Raw genomic sequence first — 16,429 nt, forward strand, 5'->3', positions numbered from 1 at the left:
GCGGGCGGCTCGGACTCCCTGATGCGGTGAGGCGGGCTACAGGGCCTCGGCGCCCTGCTCGCCGGTGCGGATCCGCACGACGTCCTCCAGCGGCAGGACCGCGATCTTGCCGTCACCGATCTTGCCGGTGCGAGCGGACTTGGTGATCGCGTCGATGACGCCGTCGACCTGGTCGTCGTCGACCATGACCTCGATACGGCTCTTCGGCACGAAGTCGACCTGGTACTCCGCGCCGCGGTAGACCTCGGTGTGGCCGCGCTGACGGCCGAAGCCCCTGGCTTCCGACACGGTCAGGCCAGCGACACCCACGTCCCTGAGCGCTTCCTTGACGTCCTCGACCTTGAACGGCTTGACGATTGCGACGACCAGCTTCATGGCATCTCCTTGTATCGGCGCCGTCCGGCCGGCGCAACGTCAGTCGAGCCTAGTGTCAGTCGAGTTTCACTGAGGTGCTTGCGGTGTTTCGTTGGCGTTAACAGCAGGGCCATGCAGCCGAAACGGCAACTCCAGCGACCTCGTCGGACCGGTGGATCAGCCCAGGAGTCCACGCCGGAAGGCGTGGGCGACCAGCTCGGTCCGGTCGTGCACCGAGAACTTCTTGAAGAGGTTCTCCAGGTGCTTCTGGGCGGTCCGCGCGCTGATCCCGAGCTTCTCGGCGATCTCGCGGTTGGCCATGCCCTCGGCGACGAGCTCGAGCACCTCCTGCTCGCGCTTGGTGACGTCGGGCTGCCCCATGGGCACACCCCGCTGTGCGTCCTCCAGCAGCTTCGGGACGAACTCCTGGCCGATGACGGTCTCGCCCGCAACGGCGTTGCGGATGCCCGCAGCGAGGTCGGCACCGGCCACGGACTTCAGCAGGTAGCCGTCGGCCCCCGCGGCCAACGCCTCACGCAGGTGACGGGAGGTGTCGTGGACGCTCAGCATGAGGATGGTGACGTCGGAACCGCTGGCGCGGAGCTGTCGAGCGACCTCGACCCCCTCCTCCTCGCCGAGGCGAAGGTCCAGCAGCACGAGGTCCGGCTCGACGTCGCCGATGACCTTCACGGCCTCTGCGATCGTGCCGGCCTCGCCGGTCACGCGGATGTCGGAGAACTGCGAGAGCAGGCTCTGCAGTCCTTCGCGCACCAGCGAGTGATCGTCGACGATCACGACCCCGATGGGTTCAGACACGGCACCAGCTCCCCTTCATGCGTGTTGAGTGGTTCGACAGCTTAACCATGCCGAGGAGCGTTCATCGGGAAGATGACCGGACGGGTGTGCATCAGCTGGGCAGGGTCAGCATGTAGTCGTCGGCCTCGTCGTCCCACTCCATCTCGATGATCTCGCGGGTGCGAGCGGCCTTGCAGAACTGCAGGAAGCCACCGAAGCCGAAGCGCTTCTCGCTGAAATCGGCCTGACGGTTGCGCAGCCGGTCCTTCAGGCCCGACAGCGGTGCGCTGCCCTCCTCGGCCACGACGTCGTGCAGCAAGCGGAAGGCGTCCTCCTCGGAGTCCGACGCCTCGGGGAAGCTGACCTCGGGGTCGCCCTTGGCCGCACCCGTGCTGAGCTCGATGATGTCCTTGGACTCGAGGTCGCGCAGCAGCTCGCCGAAGGCCCTGAAGCCCCAGTCGGCCTCGCTGAACGTCGGGTCCTTGCGGATGATCGCGCGCTTGAGCATGGAGGCCAGGACCACGCCGCTGCTGGAGCGCTGCAGGCCCGACAGGGTCTGGGTGACCAGCTTGTTGACGTCGCGGGGCGGCTCGTCCTCCTCGTCCTCGGTGCTGTCCTCGACGGCCTCCGGTTCCTCCGGGGTCGTCTCCGGCTCGCCGCGGTCGGCGTCCTTTGGCTGCTTGGGCGCCGGACGGCTCGATCCGCCGCCACCACGCCCGCGACCACCACGACCACGGCCGCCGCCACCGCCACCGCTGCTGCCGCCACCACGCTTCTTCTTGGTGGGCAGCTCCACGCCCTCGAGGCGCTCGTAGAAGATGAACTCGTCACACGCCGGCGGCAGGAGCCTGGAGGTCGACGCCTCGAGGCCCACGCCGATCACGCGCTTGTTCAGCTCGCGGAGCTTGTTGACGAGCGGGGTGAAGTCGGAGTCGCCGGTGCAGATGACGAACGTGGTGATGTAGTCGCGCTCGAACACGAGCTCGATCGCATCGACGGCCATCTTGATGTCCGCGGCGTTCTTGCGGACCACCCCCATCCGCTGGGGGATCTCGATGAGCTCGACGTTCTCCTTGGTGAGCATCCGTCGATCCTCGTCGAAGTACGACCAGTCGGCGTAGGCGCGGCGCACCACGACACGACCTCGTTCGGCCAGGGCGTCTGCCAGCGGCCGCAGCGCGAACTGCATGCCGCGAAGGTCTTCGCGCGCACCGATGGCAAGGTTCTCGTAGTCCAAGAACAGCGCGATGCGTTCCTCATCCATTGAGCTCATGTGTCGCACGGTACACGGGAGTCGTCGCTTGGCTGTGTTGCGCTGGGTGTCCACGTCGCAGGGGGCGCACTACGCTTCGCCCATGGACTTCTTCCAGGACGCCCCGGAGCTGACCGACACGTGGACCGCCGATCCGGCGCTGCGAGCCCACCTGGAGCGGCTGCTGCCCGACGACGTCCTGTCCCGGGTCGGGCCCGGACTGGCCGAGCTGGGGGTCGCCGCGGCCACGAGCCTGCAGGCGCTGGGCGAACGTGCCGAGTCCGAGCAGCCACGGGTCGAGCACTACGACCCCTGGGGACGTCGGATCGACCAGATCGTCGTGTCGGACGCCTGGACCGCCCTGCACGGCGAGCAGGCGCGGCTGGGCCTGGCCGCCATCCCCTACGAAGGCGACCACGGCGAGCACGCACGGCTCGTGCAGCTTGCGGTGCAGCACCTCTACGGACCTTCGTCGGCGGTCTACAGCTGCCCGGTCTCCATGACCGACGCCGCCGTCCGGGTGCTGCTGGACAGCGCCGAACCCGAGCTGCGCGACCGCGTCGTGCCGAAGCTGACCAGCCGTGCGGCGGACGCGTGGACGTCGGGGCAGTGGATGACGGAGAAGCCAGGCGGCTCCGATGTCGGGCGGACCGAGACCGTCGCCCGTCCGCTGCCCGACGGCGGGTACGCGCTGACCGGCGTGAAGTGGTTCACGTCCGCGACGACGGCTGACTGTGCGCTGGCGCTCGCCCGGACGCTGGACGCCGACGGCAACGGTGTGGCTGGCTCCCGCGGACTCGGCCTGTACCTGGTGGAGATGGTCGACCCGCGGGACGGTCGCCGTCAGATCGGCGACACCATCCGTGTGCGTCGGCTGAAGGACAAGCTGGGCACCAAGGCGCTGCCGACCGCCGAGCTGGACCTCGACGGCGCCTACGCGACGCCCGTCGGCCCACCCCATCGTGGGGTGAAGACGATCAGCGGCATGCTCAGCATCACCCGGCTGTGGAACGCCATGTCCTCGGCGTCGGGACTGGCCCGTGCGGTACAGCTGGCCCTGTCCTACGCCACCAGGCGGGAGGTGTTCGGCACGCCCCTGGTCGAGCAGCCCCTGCATCGCGTGACGCTTGCCGAGCTGCAGGTCGACTACGAGGCCACGCTGGCCCTGGTCGTCCGGGCGTCGGAGCTGACCGGCCGGGTCGAGGCAGGCGTGGCCAGCGAAGCCGACGCGCAGGTGCTGCGGGCGCTGATGCCGGTCACGAAGCTGTTCACCGCCAAGTACGCCGTGGCCGGCGCGTCGGAGGCGCTGGAGGCGTTCGGTGGCGCCGGCTACATCGAGAACACCGGCCTGCCGGCCCTGCTGCGCAACGCCCAGGTCCTCTCCATCTGGGAGGGCACCACCAACGTGCTCAGCCTGGACCTGCTGCGCGCGGCCGTGCGGGAGCACGCCCTCGCCCCCCTGCTGGCCGACGTGGCCGAGCGGATGGCCGGCGCCGACGTGCCGGAGCTGGCCGAGTCGGTGCGCCTCGTCGCGTCGCAGGCCCAGTCGCTCGGGGCGGCAGCCGCTGCGTGGGCAGACGCGGGCCAGGATGCCGTCGAGGCAGGCATGCGGGCCTTCGCCATGCGGGTGGGCACCGTCTACACCGCCGCCCTCCTGCTCGAGCACGCCGCGCACCGCCTGGCCAAGCACGACGACGCGGCCGCCGCGGTCGCCAACCGTTGGGTCCGGCGCGAGCTCGGCGGTCCCGAGGACGTGTCGCCCGACCCAACCCGCTTGCGCCAGGCCGACGTCATCCTGCAGGCTCCGCTCGCCACGATCGGCGGCACGGCCTGATCACGGGCACGGGGGTGTAGCCCAACCGGCAGAGGCAACCGGCTTAAACCCGGTCCAGTACGGGTTCGAGCCCCGTCACCCCTACTCCACCGTCCACCGCCCGCGCACACGGTCCTCGCGGTCTCGCGAAGCTGGGCGAACCACCTGCCGATGGGGTCCCGGGTACGCTCGGACCAGCGACGACGAGGAGGTCGAATGCCCGAGGCCATCAGTTGGGTCGTGTACGGCACCCTCGCGGTGGTCGCGACGATGTTCTGGCGGCGACGCCGGACCGTGCCGTCGGCGTGGTTGGCCGCGACCTTCGTCGTGCTCGGCGGCGTGGTGCTGCAGGGTGCCCTCGTCTCTCCGCCAGCCGACCCGTCTCCCCAGTTCAGCCCGTGGGAGGTCTACACCGACGTCATCGTCGTCGGGCTGCTGGGCTTTCCGTACCTGCTGCACCGCTTCGTGCGGTCGTTGCGGCCGACCCGTCGCCTGTCCGGCACGCTGGCCGACGTCGGCATGGCCGGCATCGTCGTGCTCACCTTCGCGATGCCCGCCTTCCCGGCCGACGGGGACTTCACCCCGGCACAGCAGATCGCTCAGGTCGTGATGCTGTCGTGGTGGGCCGTGCTGCTCGCCTCGGTCTCGTGGGTCCTGTGGCGCGCCGGGCGTGGCCGTCCCGGCATCATCAGGAGCCGCATGCGCCTGATGTCGGTTGCGGCGTTGTTGATCAACCTCGGGCTCCTCGGCTCGGTGCTCGGGGACGCCGAGGGACAGAACGCGGCCTACATCATCACCCAGGTCCTGGGATGGACCAGCGCCGGCGCGTTCCTCCTGGCCTTCGAGCCGCCGCTGTTCGTCCGTCGCTCGTGGCGGGCCAAGGAGGAAACCGCCCTGCGGGTGGCCGAGAGCCGGTTGGTTGCCGCCACCAGCGCAACGGAGGCCGCGAACGCGATCGTGGACGCGGCCGCGGCCCTCGTGGGTGGCCACGGGGCCGAGGTGCGCGACGCCGACGGCGCGGTCCTCGCCCGCAGCACCAGCGAGCGTGACGACGACCCGGTCGACGATCGCCTGGAGGTGCGGCTGTCCCGTTCGACCGTCGTGGTCCACCGCTCGCGGCTGACCCCGGTCTTCAGCGAGGGTGAGGAGGTGCTGCTGCGCCAGCTGTGCGGCCACCTCGACCTGGCGCTGGACCGGATCTCGGCGTTCGAGGCCAGCGAGCTGGCACTGCGGGAGGCAGAGCGGGCCAACACCGAGCTGTCGCAGCTGGTCTACGGCGTCAGCCACGACCTGCGCAATCCGCTGGTCACGGTCCTCGGCTTCCTCGACTTCATCACCGACGACGAGACCCCACTCAGCGACACCCAGATCATGGCGCTGGAGCGGATCACCATCAGCGCCCGTTACATGGAGGGCCTGATCGACGACCTGCTCCAGCTCTCGCGTGTCGGCAGGACCGACAACGACCCCAAGCCGGTCGCGATCGCCCCGCTCATCGAGGACATCCGGACCGACCTCGTACCCCGGTTTCCCGACCTGGACATCCGCGTGGCGGGCGACGCGGACGTCCTGATCAACGAGGTCCGAGCTCGGCAGCTGTTCATCAACCTGCTGGAGAACGCCGCACGACACGGTGGACGCAGCCCGCTCCACGTGACGGTGACCTGTGTTTCGATCGACGACGGAATGGCAACGATCGAGGTTGCCGACGACGGCGTCGGCATTCCCGACGAGCACCGTGACCGGGTGTTCCAGATCTTCCAGCGATTGGACCGATTCGATGCTCGCACCAAAGGCAGCGGCATCGGGCTGACCATGTGCCGCAAGATCACAGAGGACGTCGGAGGCGGTATTGTGATCGCCGACTCCACTTCCGGGACGACCTTCCGTATCACCCTCCCGGCGGTTCCTCCCGGCCAGCCATCACCCGGCCCGCTTGCCACCAGCCAAGAGAGAAAGCCTTGATCCACATGCGCCTGGTCAGAGTCCTCATCGCAGAGGACAACGAGGACCACCTGTTCCTGGCCCGCGTGGCCCTCCAGGCCGTGCAGGGCGTGCAGATCGAGGTCGTTGCGGTGCAGGACGGCCAGGAAGCCCTGGACTACCTCCACGGCCGTGGTCAGTACGACGGTCGGGAGCTGCCCCACCTGATCCTGCTGGACCTGTCCATGCCGCGGAAGGACGGGCTCACGGTCCTCAAGGAGCTCCGTGCCGACGAGATGCTGCAGTCGCTGCCGGTCGTCGTGCTGACCTCCAGCGACAGGCCGGAGGACGTCAACGCCGCCTACGCCCTGGGCGCCAACTCCTACGTGAACAAGGCCAAGGGGCTCTCCAACCTGGCCGACTACTGGACCCAGACCGCCAACCTGCCCGATCCCGCCGTCAGGCGCTGACGCCCGGCGGGGTCATTCACCCCATTCCGCCGGGCGATCGACCACCTCGGCACGACGCAGGCCATCCCGATCGACCACGTAGAGGTCGGCGACGAAGGGCATCGCCCCGCCGGCCACGTGACCCGGGACGAGCAAGGGCGCGGTGATGGTCACGTCGGCGCTGACGGTCTCCCCCACCATGCCGCGTTCGGGGTCGATCCCGCTCGGCAGGTCAACCGCCACGATCGGGGCCGCCACGTCACGCAGGGCACGCACGAGCCCCAGCAGCGGGTCGGCCAGTAGCCCCCGCAGCCCTCGGCCGACGAGGGCATCCACGATGATGCTGGCCCCGATGAGGGTGTCGCCGTCGACCCCGTCGATCCCACCAGCGGCCTCGACGACCACGACGTCCTCGCCTCCGGCGCGAAGGATGTCCGCGGCGGCCCGCCCCACGGCACCGACCCGTCCGGGACCGCACAGGACGACGACCGGTCCGTCGACTGCTACCGGCCCGCCACGTCCCTCGAGCTGGACCAGCAGCCGTTGCACGGCCTCGGCAACGCCCCCGGCCCACGCCTGCCGGTCGGCGTGCGTCGGTGCGTCGGTGCCTGCGGATGCCGCTGTCGGCGTGTGCACCTGGCGGGTGGCGACGTCACCGAGTCGAGGACGCGGCGTCGGCGCGCCAGGGACCGGCACGGTCTCCCACGGTCGCACGAGCCGATCGTCCGCCAGGTCGTTCGGCCGGCGCCCGTTGCTCCAACCGGGCAGGGCGAGGTCGAGCAGCACGCTCGTGACGACCGCGGTAGCCCCCCACAGCAGGTCGCCGTCGTTGAGCTGCCAGGCCCACGTCGACCCCGCCGCGCTGAGCGGGACGGCACGCCATCGTTCCTCCTCGCGCAGCGAGAAGATGTCGACGTGCAGGATCTCCGCCACCTCGGCCTCGGCCGCCCGCAGCGGATGGGGGCGACGCCACACGCCGACGACGGCGGACATCCAGAAGCGTGACGGGGGGATGTAGAAGGCGGGCAACCGGCCCACGACCTCGACCGAGGTGGGATCGAGTCCCACCTCCTCGTCGGCCTCCCGCAGGGCTGCGTCGACGACGGACTCGCCGGGGTCGACCCGGCCACCAGGAAAGCTGATCTGGCCGGGGTGGCTCGACAGGTGTGCCTGCCGACGCGTGTAGAGGATGCGGGCTCCACCGTCGTCGTCGGTGGGCTCCAGCAGCAGCAGAACGGCGCCCCGTCGTGCCGTGACGGGCGCGTCGATGCTGTCGGCCGGCAGGGTCGCCAGGCCGCGCTGCAGCTCGTCCAGCAGCGGCTGCATGCTCATCGGGGGGTGCGCATCGGCATGACGGTGAACCGGACGAGCACAGGAAATCGCTCCTCGATGTGTGTTGCGGCTGGTACCGAAGGTCTCGAGAGGATGGTGCAAACGTTGCAAACACCAACCTTTGCACTGTTCTCAACGCCATCCGGCCTTCTCGCCGGGGTCGTCGTTGCCTAATCTCGCAGCACGCCGAGCAGCCCGCACCGGGCCGGTATCCCGCCCGATGTCCAGATCAGGAGTTCACCCATGGTCGCAGCCACCTATGCCGACTACGCCGAGATCGACGAGTTCGAGGAGACGATCAAGGCCTGGCGCCGCGGCGAGGTCGACGACACGACCTTCCGCGGCCAGCGCCTGCACATGGGCACCTACGGCATCCGCAACTCCGACGCGCACATGATCCGTGTCAAGGTCCCCGGCGGACTGCTCGAGCCGGACCACCTCGACGCGGTCGCCGACATCGCCGAGGCCCACTCCCGCGGGTTCGCGCACCTCACGACCCGCCAGAACTTCCAGGTGCACTTCGTGGAGACCGACGAGGTCCCGGCGCTGATGCGTCGCCTGGCCGACGCCGGCCTGACCACCCGTGAGGCGTGCGGCAACAGCGTCCGGACGATCACGCAGTCGCACCTGGTCGGCATCGACCCGGAGGAGGTCGTCGACACCAGCCCCGCCGCCGAGGCAATCACCCGGTACTTCCTGCGTCACCCGCTGACCCAGCAGCTGCCGCGCAAGTTCAAGATGGCCTTCGACGGCTCGACGCGCGACCACGCCCAGCTGGGCATCCACGACATCGGCTTCCTCGGCGCGCTCGACGGCGAGGGCAACCCCGGCTTCCGCCTGTTCGTCGGTGGTGGACTGGGTTCCGCCCCTCGCGAGGCCGACCTGCTCGAACCCTTCACCCCGCCGGAGCGGGTCCTCCCGACCGTGGAGGCGATCCTGACGGTCTTCGACGAGCACGGCGAGCGCAAGAACCGCGTCCGTGCCCGCATGAAGTTCCTCCTCAACAAGTGGGGCATCGAGCGGTTCCGCGCCGAGGTCGAGACCGTCCGCATCCGCCTGGAGCGCGAGAACACCTACCCCGCCTTCGAGGTCCCGACCAAGCCGGCCGCCGACGCGGCGCTGGCCGACCTGCCCCTCCCCCCGGCGGGCGACGCGCTGGACGGCGACCAGGTCGCCGCCTACGAGCGCTGGCGGGACACCAACAGCTTCGCCCACCCTGCGGGCAACGGCGGGGTGGCCTACGGCGCCTACGCCACGTTCCACCTCGGCGACGTCACCAGCGCCCAGCTGCGCGCGCTGGCCAAGGTGTGGCGCGAGCTGGGCGAGGACGTGCAGGTGCGCACGACCATCCGCCAGAACCTGCTGTTCGTGGGGCTGACCGCGGCGCAGGTGCCGGTGTTGTGGGCGACGCTCGAGGCGGAGAACATGGCGCTGGCCCGGGCGGAGAAGTCCGGCGACGTCGTCTCGTGCCCCGGTGCGGAGACGTGCAACCTGGCCGTCACCGCCTCCCGTGGGCTGGCCGGTGCGGTGACCGACGCCCTGGAGGCCAACGGCCTGCACGAGATCGAGAACCTGCGCATCAACATCTCCGGTTGCCCCAACGCCTGCGGCCAGCACACGACGGCGGACCTGGGCTTCTCGGGCATGTCGCGGCGTGACCCCGACGGCAACGAGGCCCCCGGCTACCGCGTCTACGTCGGTGCCCGGGTGGGCGACGGTGGGGCCAAGTTCGGGCACTACGTGGCCAAGGTCCCCGCGAAGAAGGCGCCGGACGTCGCGGTCCTGCTGCTGGAGCGCTACGCCGGCGAACGCGACCTCGGCGAGGCGTTCGCCGACTGGGTCGCCCGGGTCGACCCCAAGTCGCTGAAGGCCACGCTGAAGGAGTTCGACGCCATGCCGACGCTGGAGGAGGACCCGGACTTCTACACCGACTTCGGCAACTCCGAGCGGTTCTCGGTCCAGATCGGCGAGGGCGAGTGCGCCTGATCCAGCCGCTACGGCGAGCCTGAGGGGGCTCGCCGGACGGACGCCGAAAAGATTCCGAAGAAAACCGTCACACAGCCGAACACCTCTCGTTGTGACCGGCAACGAGAGACCAGTCCCGAATCGACCTCCCGCCCCACCAGGCAGGAGGTCGCTTCGGTCTTGGCGTCAACAGGTGCGTGTCGGAAAACGGGCCACCCGTCGTGATTGCCCGACACGCGTCGGTCAGGCCCGACCACCCCGACCCCGACCGTGTCGGAAAAGGGGCCGCCCGTCGTGAATACCCGACACGCCTAGTACAGGGAGCGGGCGATGCCGTCGAGGATGTCGGTTTCGCTGACGACGACCTCGGCGAACCCGAACCGGTCGAGGACCCCGTCCAGGATCAGGGCGCCGGCGGCGATGACGTCGGCTCGGCCCGGTTCGACCCGCAGCCGGGACACGCGCTCGGCCGTCGGCATGGCGCACAGCCGCAGGGCCAGGTCGGCCACGGTGGCGGCAGACAGGCGAACGCCGTGGACGGCCCCGTCACGCCACTCCCCCAGCCCCAGGTGCACCGCGGCCAGGGTGGTCACGGTGCCGGCCGTGCCGACCAGCACGTCGCCCGGCTGTGGGGCGACCAACCGCGCGACCTCCTCCATCTGCTCGGCGACCGTCGCGCGGGCCGCCTGGACCTGTGAGGGGGAGGGCGGGTCGTCGTGCAGGTGCCGTTCGGTCAGCCGGACCGAGCCCAGCTGGCGAGACGTCGAGGCCAGGACGTGGTCGGTGCCACGGACGAGCTCGGTCGAGCCGCCGCCGATGTCGAGGACGACCACCGGCCCCTCGACGTCACCCAAGCCCGAGACGGCACCGTCGAAGGCCAGCGCGGCTTCCTGGTCCCCGCTGAGGACCTCCGGTGCCACGCCGGTGGTGGCGACCACGGCGTCGCGGAACTGCCCGGCGTTGGAGGCATCACGCACGGCCGACGTGGCGGTGATGCGGACCCGCATCGCCCCGAGGGCCACCCAGCGGTCGTGGTAGTCCGCCAGCGCCGCGATCGTGCGGTCCACGGCGGCCGGGTCCAGCTGGCCGGTGCGGTCCACCCCGGCGCCCAGCCGGGTGATGCGCAGCTGCCGGTCGAGGGGCTCCATGCCCCCGTCCGCGGTGGGCCGGGCAGCGAGCAACCGGACGGAGTTGGTCCCGATGTCGACGGCAGCGACGACGTCTCCAGCGCGGTCGTCCCCGGCGCGGTCGTCCCCGGCCCGCTCGCCGGACAGGGGGCTCACTCCGCCGGGTGCTCGTCGGGCAGCGTCGCGCAGGGCTTGGGACAACCCATCGGCTCGAGCTGGCCGGCGACCCACGCGCCGATCGGGTTGTCGTCGGTCGCCAAGTGGTGGCCGTAGAGGCTGTGCAGGCACTTGACCCGCTCGGGCATCCCGCCGGCCGCCGGGTCGCTCGGGACGCGTTCGCCCAGCGCGTTGCGGAAGGCGACGTAGCGTCCGCCAGCGGCGGCGTACTCCTCGCGCAGGTCCTCGTCGTCGGCGAGGCGGCCGTTCAGGTCGGCCATCACGCCGGACCCCTCGATGGTGCCGATACGCGAGCTGGCCAACGGGCAGGCCAGCCAGAACACCGTGGGGAACGGGGTGCCGGTCGCGAGGACGGGGTCGACCCGCATGACCGCCGGGAGTCCCCACCCGCAGCGCACCGCGGCCGCCGAACGGCCACGCAGCGGACGGCCGATCATCTGCTCACCCAGGGCACGGTCGTCGGCGTCCATCAGCGGCCGTGCGGCCTGGGCCTCGTAGGAGGCGTCAGCGGCGACGGTCAGCGCGTCGACGGTGGGTGACGGCAGGTCCGGGACGGGGTCGGTGGGCTCCATGCCTGCCAGTGTGCCTGCCCACCCGACAGGGGCCCTCCGGGCTCAGGTGGCCGGTCGACGCATGGGGACGTGCGGGATGCCGTCCTCGACGAACTCCGGGCCGTCGACCTCGAAGCCGTGGGCGGCATAGAACGCCGTCAGGTGGGACTGGGCGTCCAGCACCGTCTCGCGCGGGTGGCGGCGGAGGGTCTCCACGAGCAGCCTGCCGGCGAGGCCCCGGCCGCGTGCCCATGGGGCGGTCACGACCCGACCGATCCGCTGCACGTCGCCGTCGTCGAGCACGCGCAGGTAGGAGGCGATGCGGCCATCGGGGTCGGCCAGCCACAGGTGTCTGGTGCCGGGTTGGTCGTCGCGGCCGTCCACCTCGGGATAGGCGCAGGCCTGCTCGACCACGAACACGTCGATGCGCAGGCGCAGGACGGCCAGCAGCGACGCCGCGTCGAGCTGGTCGAAGGACCGCTCGACGACGGTCAGCGGAACCACGCGCTCACGGTCTCGAGCACGCGCTCGATCAGCGGAGGCTCCGGGGCAACGGCTGGCGCGTCGGGCTCGACCGGCGGTTCGGTCGGTGGGTTGACCACGATGTAGGGGATCTCCCCGGGGCGGGTCATGCCGAGCTGGCTGCGGGCTTCCTCCTCCAGCGACACGGGGTCCTCCAGCCGGGTGCGCTCGGACTCCAGGGAGTCGACCGCCTCGAGCAGGCCGAGCTGTTCGTCGGTGAGGGTGTCCACGCGTCCGCGGGCGGCCGTGTAGTCGGCGTAGGGCCCCACCGCCATCGCGCCCAGCAGGACGACGATGGCCACCAGCCCGCCCAGCGCCAGGCGCAGCGTCGGCCGCCGCTGGGCCACCGGACGCTTGGCCGGCGCCGTGCGCTTGGCCGACGCCCGGCCCTTCGCCCCGCCCTTCGCCCGGCCCTTCGCCGGGGCCGTCCGCTTGGCCGACGCTCGGCCCTTGGCCGGGGCCTTCCGCTTGGCCGCTGCCTTGCCGGATGCGGGCGCGCGACGACCGGCCGGTCGCTGGGACCGGCCGGTGGAGCGGGATCGGGCGGGCTCTGCCATGTGTCCTATCGGCGCTGCTTGAAGGCGCTCGCCCCCGCGTAACGGGCGGCGTCGCCGAGCATCCCCTCGATGCGCAACAGCTGGTTGTACTTGGCGACACGGTCCGACCGCGCCGGTGCGCCGGTCTTGATCTGCCCGGCGTTCACGGCGACAGCCAGGTCGGCGATGGTGACATCCTCGGTCTCGCCCGAGCGGTGGCTGACCATGCAGGTCCAGCCGTTGCGGTGGGCCATCTCCATGGTGTCGAGGGTCTCGGTCAACGTGCCGATCTGGTTGACCTTCACCAGGACGCTGTTGGCGCAGTCCAGCTCGATGCCCTTGGAGAGGCGCTCGACGTTGGTGACGAACAGGTCGTCGCCGACCAGCTGGCAGCGGTCGCCGACGGCGTCGTACAGGGCCTTCCAGCCGTCCCAGTCGTCCTCGTCCATGCCGTCCTCGATCGAGACGATCGGGTAGCGGTCGACGAGGTCGGCCAGCAGCTCGACCATCTCGCCCGACGACAGCGAGCGGTCCTGCCCGTCCAGGCGGTACACCCCGTCGGAGTAGAACTCGCTGCTGGCCACGTCCATGGCCATGGCCACGTCCTCGCCCACGGTGTAGCCGGCGTTGCCGATCGCGTCGGCGATCAGGTCGAGGGCAGCGTCCACCGACGGGAGGTCGGGGGCGAAGCCGCCCTCGTCCCCGAGCGCGGTGTTCAGGCCGCGGCCCGACAGCACCTTCTTGAGCTGGTGGTAGACCTCGGTGCCCATGCGGAGGGCCTCGGCGAAGGTCGGTGCACCGACCGGCGCGATCATGAACTCCTGGAAGTCCACCGACGACTCGGCGTGGGAACCGCCGTTGATGATGTTCATCATCGGCACCGGCAGGACGTGGGCGTTGGGTCCGCCCAGGTAGGCGTACAGCGGCAGGCCACGGGACACGGCAGCGGCCTTGGCGACGGCGAGGCTGGCACCGAGGATGGCGTTGGCGCCGATCTCGCCCTTGTTGGCGGTCCCGTCGAGGTCGAGCAGGGCGTCGTCGATGTCGCGCTGGTCGGTCGCGTCGTAGCCGACCAGCAGCGGACGGATCTGCTCGTTGACGTTGGCGACGGCCTGCAGGACGCCCTTGCCGCCGTAGCGGTCACCGCCGTCACGAAGCTCCACGGCCTCGAACGCACCGGTGGACGCGCCGCTGGGCACACCCGCCCGGCCGGTGCTCCCGTCCTCGAGCAGCACCTCTACTTCGACTGTCGGGTTGCCGCGTGAGTCCAGGATCTCCCTGGCTGCGACGTCGATGATCTCCATGATGGGTCCTCCTCGGGGGAACCGCTGGGCCTCATGACACCACACGAGCCACAGCAGCAACTTTAGGTCACTCCAGCCACACCACAACGGGGGCTGGGTCAGCGGGGGTGCTGCGCCAGCGGCGCGGCGGTCTCTCGGACCACCAGCGACGTGGGCAGGTGGCGCGGATAGTGCCCGATGTCCTCGCCCCGGGCCAGCGACAGCAGGATCTCGCCGGCGGTCCGGCCCAGCAGGTGCATGGGCTGCGAGACCGTCGTCAACCCCATGTAGGAGGACACCTCGTGGTCGTCGAAGCCCACGACCGACACGTCCTCGGGACAGCGGAGGCCGCGCTCCTTGATCGCCCGCAGGGCCCCGATGGCCATCTCGTCGGACATGCAGAAGACCGCCGTCAGGTCCGGGTGGGCCGAGAACAACGTGTCCATGCCGCGTACCCCGTCGATGAGGCGGAAGTCGCCGTAGAACTCCCAGGACGGGTCGGGCACGACGCCGTGTTCCTGCAGGGCCCGCAGCCAGCCCTCCCGTCGGTCCCGTCCGACCCGGAAGCGCATCGGGTCCTCCAGGAGGCCACCGACCAGGCCGACACGGCGGTGGCCGAGGTCCAGCAGGTACTCGGTGGCGGTTCGGCCGGCCGACACGTTGTCGATGGACACGCCCGGGTAATGGGCCCCTCGTTCGCCCACGCTGACGATGTCGGTACCGAGGCCCGCGAGCATGCGCTGCTCGGGGTCGGTCAGGGGGATGTCGATGAGCAGGACCCCGTCGACACGCTTGCGGAACGGCAGGAGGGTCAGGAAGCGCTCACGGGCCGCCGGGGTGGGCAGGGAGTACAGCAGCATGTCGTAGCCCTGCCCCTCCAGCACCGACTGGGCACCGGCGAGCACGGCCTGGAAGTACCAGCCCTGCATGTGCGGGACGACCGCCGCCACGGTGAGGTTGCGCCCGGCCGCCAGCCTGGACGCGTTGGGGTTGACGACGTAGTCCAGCTCCGCCGCTGCGCGCAGCACTCGCTCGCGGGTCGACCCCGCGACGTTCGGCAGGCCCCTGAGGGCACGGCTCACGGTCGCGACCGACACGCCGGCCCTCGCGGCTACATCTCCGATTGTGGCGTTCATCACCCTGCGGCCTGTAAACGGTTGCAGTCAGGCGAGCCTACTCGGCGTCACGCGCTGCGGTCCAGCGCTCCCGCCAGTCGTCCTCCGTCAGGCCCGCTGGGTCCACACCCTCCGTTGCCAGCGTGTCGACGGTCCGTTCGAACCGGCTGCGGAACCGGCCGACGGCGCCCCGCAATGCCTGTTCGGGGTCGGTGCCCGCGGCACGGGCCATGGAGACGACCGCGAAGAGCAGGTCACCGATCTCCTCGGCGCGACGGGTGTCGTCCTCGGCGTCGAGGACCTCCTCGAGCTCCTCGGCGACCTGTTCGGCAGCAGCGTTGACGTCGGGCCATGCGAAACCGAGGCGTTCGGCGCGTGACTGGACCTTGGCGGCGGACGCGACCGCCGGCAGGCCACTCGGCACCCCGTCGAAGGGTCCGGTTCGTTCCGGCTTCTCCTCGGCCTTGATGTCCTCCCAGTTGGCGACGACGGTCTCGGCGTCGTCGGCCACGACATCGGCGAAGACATGGGGGTGGCGGCGGACCAGCTTGTCGGTGATGCCCTGGGCCACGGCGTCGATGTCGAACGCCTCGGACAGCTCGGCGTGGAAGGTGACCTGCATGAGCACGTCACCGAGCTCCTCGGCGATGCCGGTGGGGTCGCCCTCGGCGATGGCCTCGGCCAGCTCGTGGGCTTCCTCGATGGCGTAGGGGGCAAGGGAGCCGTGGGTCTGCTCGGCGTCCCAGGGGCACCCGTCGGGGGCCAGCAGCCGCTCCTGCACCTTGACGAGGTCCAGGACCTTGATGCCCTTCGGGGCCAGGCCGAAGTAGACGACCTCGACCTCGACCGCCTCACGGGCGGCCTCCATGCCCAGAGAGCTGGTGAAGGCATCGGTGTCGTCGGGACCCAGGACGTAGCCGACTGACCCGACGGCCTTCGCCCTGTCCAGCACCCAGGTGGCGCGGGCCTTGTCGACCAGCGACAGGCCGCCGAGCATCTCCGCGCGTCCCATGGCGCGTTCGCCGACGTCGGTCGGCACGGTCTCGTAGCGCTCCTCCGCCATGTCCAGATGGCTGGCCAGCGGATGGTCGGGACCGGACAGCACGATCAGGTCACAGCTGCGCAGCGCCTGGAACGCGTGCAGCGGCAGGAGGCCCGGCAGCTGGTCGACGGTGTCGACCAGGACCAGGCGGGGCATGGGGGCGGCGGTGGTGTCGTCCATGTGGGGGGCGCCG

15 protein-coding genes and 1 tRNA gene are annotated in these 16,429 nt (G+C 70.7%); 5 read left to right on the forward strand and 11 right to left on the reverse strand.

Annotated features, from left to right (window positions below; genetic code table 11):
• Positions 1–36: 36 nt before the first annotated feature.
• From DVS28_RS19340 to DVS28_RS19350, 3 genes are all read right to left on the reverse strand, one after another.
• On the reverse strand, positions 37–375 hold the full coding sequence (locus DVS28_RS19340; protein WP_108667885.1) for a P-II family nitrogen regulator: 339 nt from the start codon (positions 373–375) through the stop codon (positions 37–39).
• A gap of 156 nt (positions 376–531) precedes the next feature.
• Positions 532–1,170 (reverse strand): response regulator, encoded by a 639-nt coding sequence (locus DVS28_RS19345; protein ID WP_114592933.1) that lies wholly within the window; start codon positions 1,168–1,170, stop codon positions 532–534.
• Between the two features lie 91 nt (positions 1,171–1,261).
• Complete coding sequence (locus DVS28_RS19350) at positions 1,262–2,413, reverse strand: NYN domain-containing protein (RefSeq protein ID WP_114592934.1); 1,152 nt, start codon at positions 2,411–2,413, stop codon at positions 1,262–1,264.
• Positions 2,414–2,504: 91 nt separating this feature from the next.
• Between DVS28_RS19350 and DVS28_RS19355 the strand changes: the two genes are divergently transcribed.
• From DVS28_RS19355 to DVS28_RS19370, 4 genes are all read left to right on the forward strand, one after another.
• Entirely contained in the window at positions 2,505–4,235 is a 1,731-nt protein-coding gene (locus tag DVS28_RS19355; protein ID WP_114592935.1) for an acyl-CoA dehydrogenase family protein, read from the forward strand.
• A gap of 10 nt (positions 4,236–4,245) precedes the next feature.
• Positions 4,246–4,319 (forward strand) — tRNA-Leu (locus DVS28_RS19360).
• Between the two features lie 111 nt (positions 4,320–4,430).
• Complete coding sequence (locus DVS28_RS19365) at positions 4,431–6,179, forward strand: sensor histidine kinase (RefSeq protein WP_114592936.1); 1,749 nt, start codon at positions 4,431–4,433, stop codon at positions 6,177–6,179.
• Positions 6,180–6,184: 5 nt separating this feature from the next.
• Entirely contained in the window at positions 6,185–6,607 is a 423-nt protein-coding gene (locus DVS28_RS19370) for a response regulator (RefSeq protein ID WP_114592937.1), read from the forward strand.
• A gap of 12 nt (positions 6,608–6,619) precedes the next feature.
• Here DVS28_RS19370 and DVS28_RS19375 read toward each other — a convergent pair whose 3' ends face one another.
• Positions 6,620–7,918, reverse strand: a complete 1,299-nt coding sequence (locus DVS28_RS19375) for an NUDIX domain-containing protein (RefSeq protein WP_114592938.1) — start codon at positions 7,916–7,918, stop codon at positions 6,620–6,622.
• Positions 7,919–8,161: 243 nt separating this feature from the next.
• Between DVS28_RS19375 and DVS28_RS19380 the strand changes: the two genes are divergently transcribed.
• The gene (locus DVS28_RS19380; RefSeq protein WP_114592939.1) at positions 8,162–9,904 is read left to right on the forward strand and encodes a nitrite/sulfite reductase; all 1,743 of its coding nucleotides are present in this window, start codon (positions 8,162–8,164) and stop codon (positions 9,902–9,904) included.
• Between the two features lie 290 nt (positions 9,905–10,194).
• Here the strand turns inward: DVS28_RS19380 and DVS28_RS19385 are convergent, their stop codons facing one another.
• The 7 genes from DVS28_RS19385 to mazG all read right to left on the reverse strand — a co-directional run bounded on the left by DVS28_RS19385 (position 10,195) and on the right by mazG (position 16,416).
• On the reverse strand, positions 10,195–11,166 hold the full coding sequence (locus DVS28_RS19385) for a Ppx/GppA phosphatase family protein (protein ID WP_216826155.1): 972 nt from the start codon (positions 11,164–11,166) through the stop codon (positions 10,195–10,197).
• A complete protein-coding gene (locus DVS28_RS19390; RefSeq protein ID WP_114592940.1) occupies positions 11,163–11,759 on the reverse strand; it encodes a DUF501 domain-containing protein in 597 nt (198 codons plus the stop codon). Before DVS28_RS19390 ends, DVS28_RS19385 begins: the two co-directional genes overlap by 4 nt.
• A 42-nt stretch (positions 11,760–11,801) precedes the next feature.
• Positions 11,802–12,242, reverse strand: a complete 441-nt coding sequence (locus tag DVS28_RS19395) for a GNAT family N-acetyltransferase (RefSeq protein WP_174236215.1) — start codon at positions 12,240–12,242, stop codon at positions 11,802–11,804.
• Positions 12,230–12,817, reverse strand: a complete 588-nt coding sequence (locus DVS28_RS19400; protein ID WP_114592941.1) for a septum formation initiator family protein — start codon at positions 12,815–12,817, stop codon at positions 12,230–12,232. The genes DVS28_RS19395 and DVS28_RS19400 overlap by 13 nt, the downstream gene beginning before the upstream one ends.
• A gap of 5 nt (positions 12,818–12,822) precedes the next feature.
• Positions 12,823–14,100, reverse strand: a complete 1,278-nt coding sequence (gene eno / locus DVS28_RS19405) for a phosphopyruvate hydratase (protein ID WP_114592942.1) — start codon at positions 14,098–14,100, stop codon at positions 12,823–12,825.
• Between the two features lie 98 nt (positions 14,101–14,198).
• On the reverse strand, positions 14,199–15,215 hold the full coding sequence (locus tag DVS28_RS19410) for a LacI family DNA-binding transcriptional regulator (RefSeq protein WP_114592943.1): 1,017 nt from the start codon (positions 15,213–15,215) through the stop codon (positions 14,199–14,201).
• Positions 15,216–15,252: 37 nt separating this feature from the next.
• Positions 15,253–16,416 carry a nucleoside triphosphate pyrophosphohydrolase gene (gene mazG / locus DVS28_RS19415; protein WP_114592944.1) on the reverse strand — a complete coding sequence of 388 codons (1,164 nt, stop codon included), beginning with the start codon at positions 16,414–16,416 and terminating at the stop codon, positions 15,253–15,255.
• Between the last annotated feature and the right edge of the window lie 13 nt (positions 16,417–16,429).

The sequence above is a fragment of the Euzebya pacifica genome, assembly GCF_003344865.1.
Taxonomy (GTDB): domain Bacteria; phylum Actinomycetota; class Nitriliruptoria; order Euzebyales; family Euzebyaceae; genus Euzebya; species Euzebya pacifica.

Excerpts from the sequence above, each read along its gene's own strand:
- DVS28_RS19340 (WP_108667885.1), bottom strand. The coding sequence starts at position 375 with ATGAAGCTGGTCGTCGCAATCGTCAAGCCGTTCAAGGTCGAGGACGTC.
- DVS28_RS19350 (WP_114592934.1), bottom strand. The coding sequence starts at position 2,413 with ATGGATGAGGAACGCATCGCGCTGTTCTTGGACTACGAGAACCTTGCC.
- DVS28_RS19355 (WP_114592935.1), top strand. The coding sequence starts at position 2,505 with ATGGACTTCTTCCAGGACGCCCCGGAGCTGACCGACACGTGGACCGCC.
- DVS28_RS19365 (WP_114592936.1), top strand. The coding sequence starts at position 4,431 with ATGCCCGAGGCCATCAGTTGGGTCGTGTACGGCACCCTCGCGGTGGTC.
- DVS28_RS19370 (WP_114592937.1), top strand. The coding sequence starts at position 6,185 with ATGCGCCTGGTCAGAGTCCTCATCGCAGAGGACAACGAGGACCACCTG.
- DVS28_RS19375 (WP_114592938.1), bottom strand. The coding sequence starts at position 7,918 with ATGAGCATGCAGCCGCTGCTGGACGAGCTGCAGCGCGGCCTGGCGACC.
- DVS28_RS19380 (WP_114592939.1), top strand. The coding sequence starts at position 8,162 with ATGGTCGCAGCCACCTATGCCGACTACGCCGAGATCGACGAGTTCGAG.
- DVS28_RS19390 (WP_114592940.1), bottom strand. The coding sequence starts at position 11,759 with ATGGAGCCCACCGACCCCGTCCCGGACCTGCCGTCACCCACCGTCGAC.
- DVS28_RS19400 (WP_114592941.1), bottom strand. The coding sequence starts at position 12,817 with ATGGCAGAGCCCGCCCGATCCCGCTCCACCGGCCGGTCCCAGCGACCG.
- eno (WP_114592942.1), bottom strand. The coding sequence starts at position 14,100 with ATGGAGATCATCGACGTCGCAGCCAGGGAGATCCTGGACTCACGCGGC.
- DVS28_RS19410 (WP_114592943.1), bottom strand. The coding sequence starts at position 15,215 with ATGAACGCCACAATCGGAGATGTAGCCGCGAGGGCCGGCGTGTCGGTC.
- mazG (WP_114592944.1), bottom strand. The coding sequence starts at position 16,416 with ATGGACGACACCACCGCCGCCCCCATGCCCCGCCTGGTCCTGGTCGAC.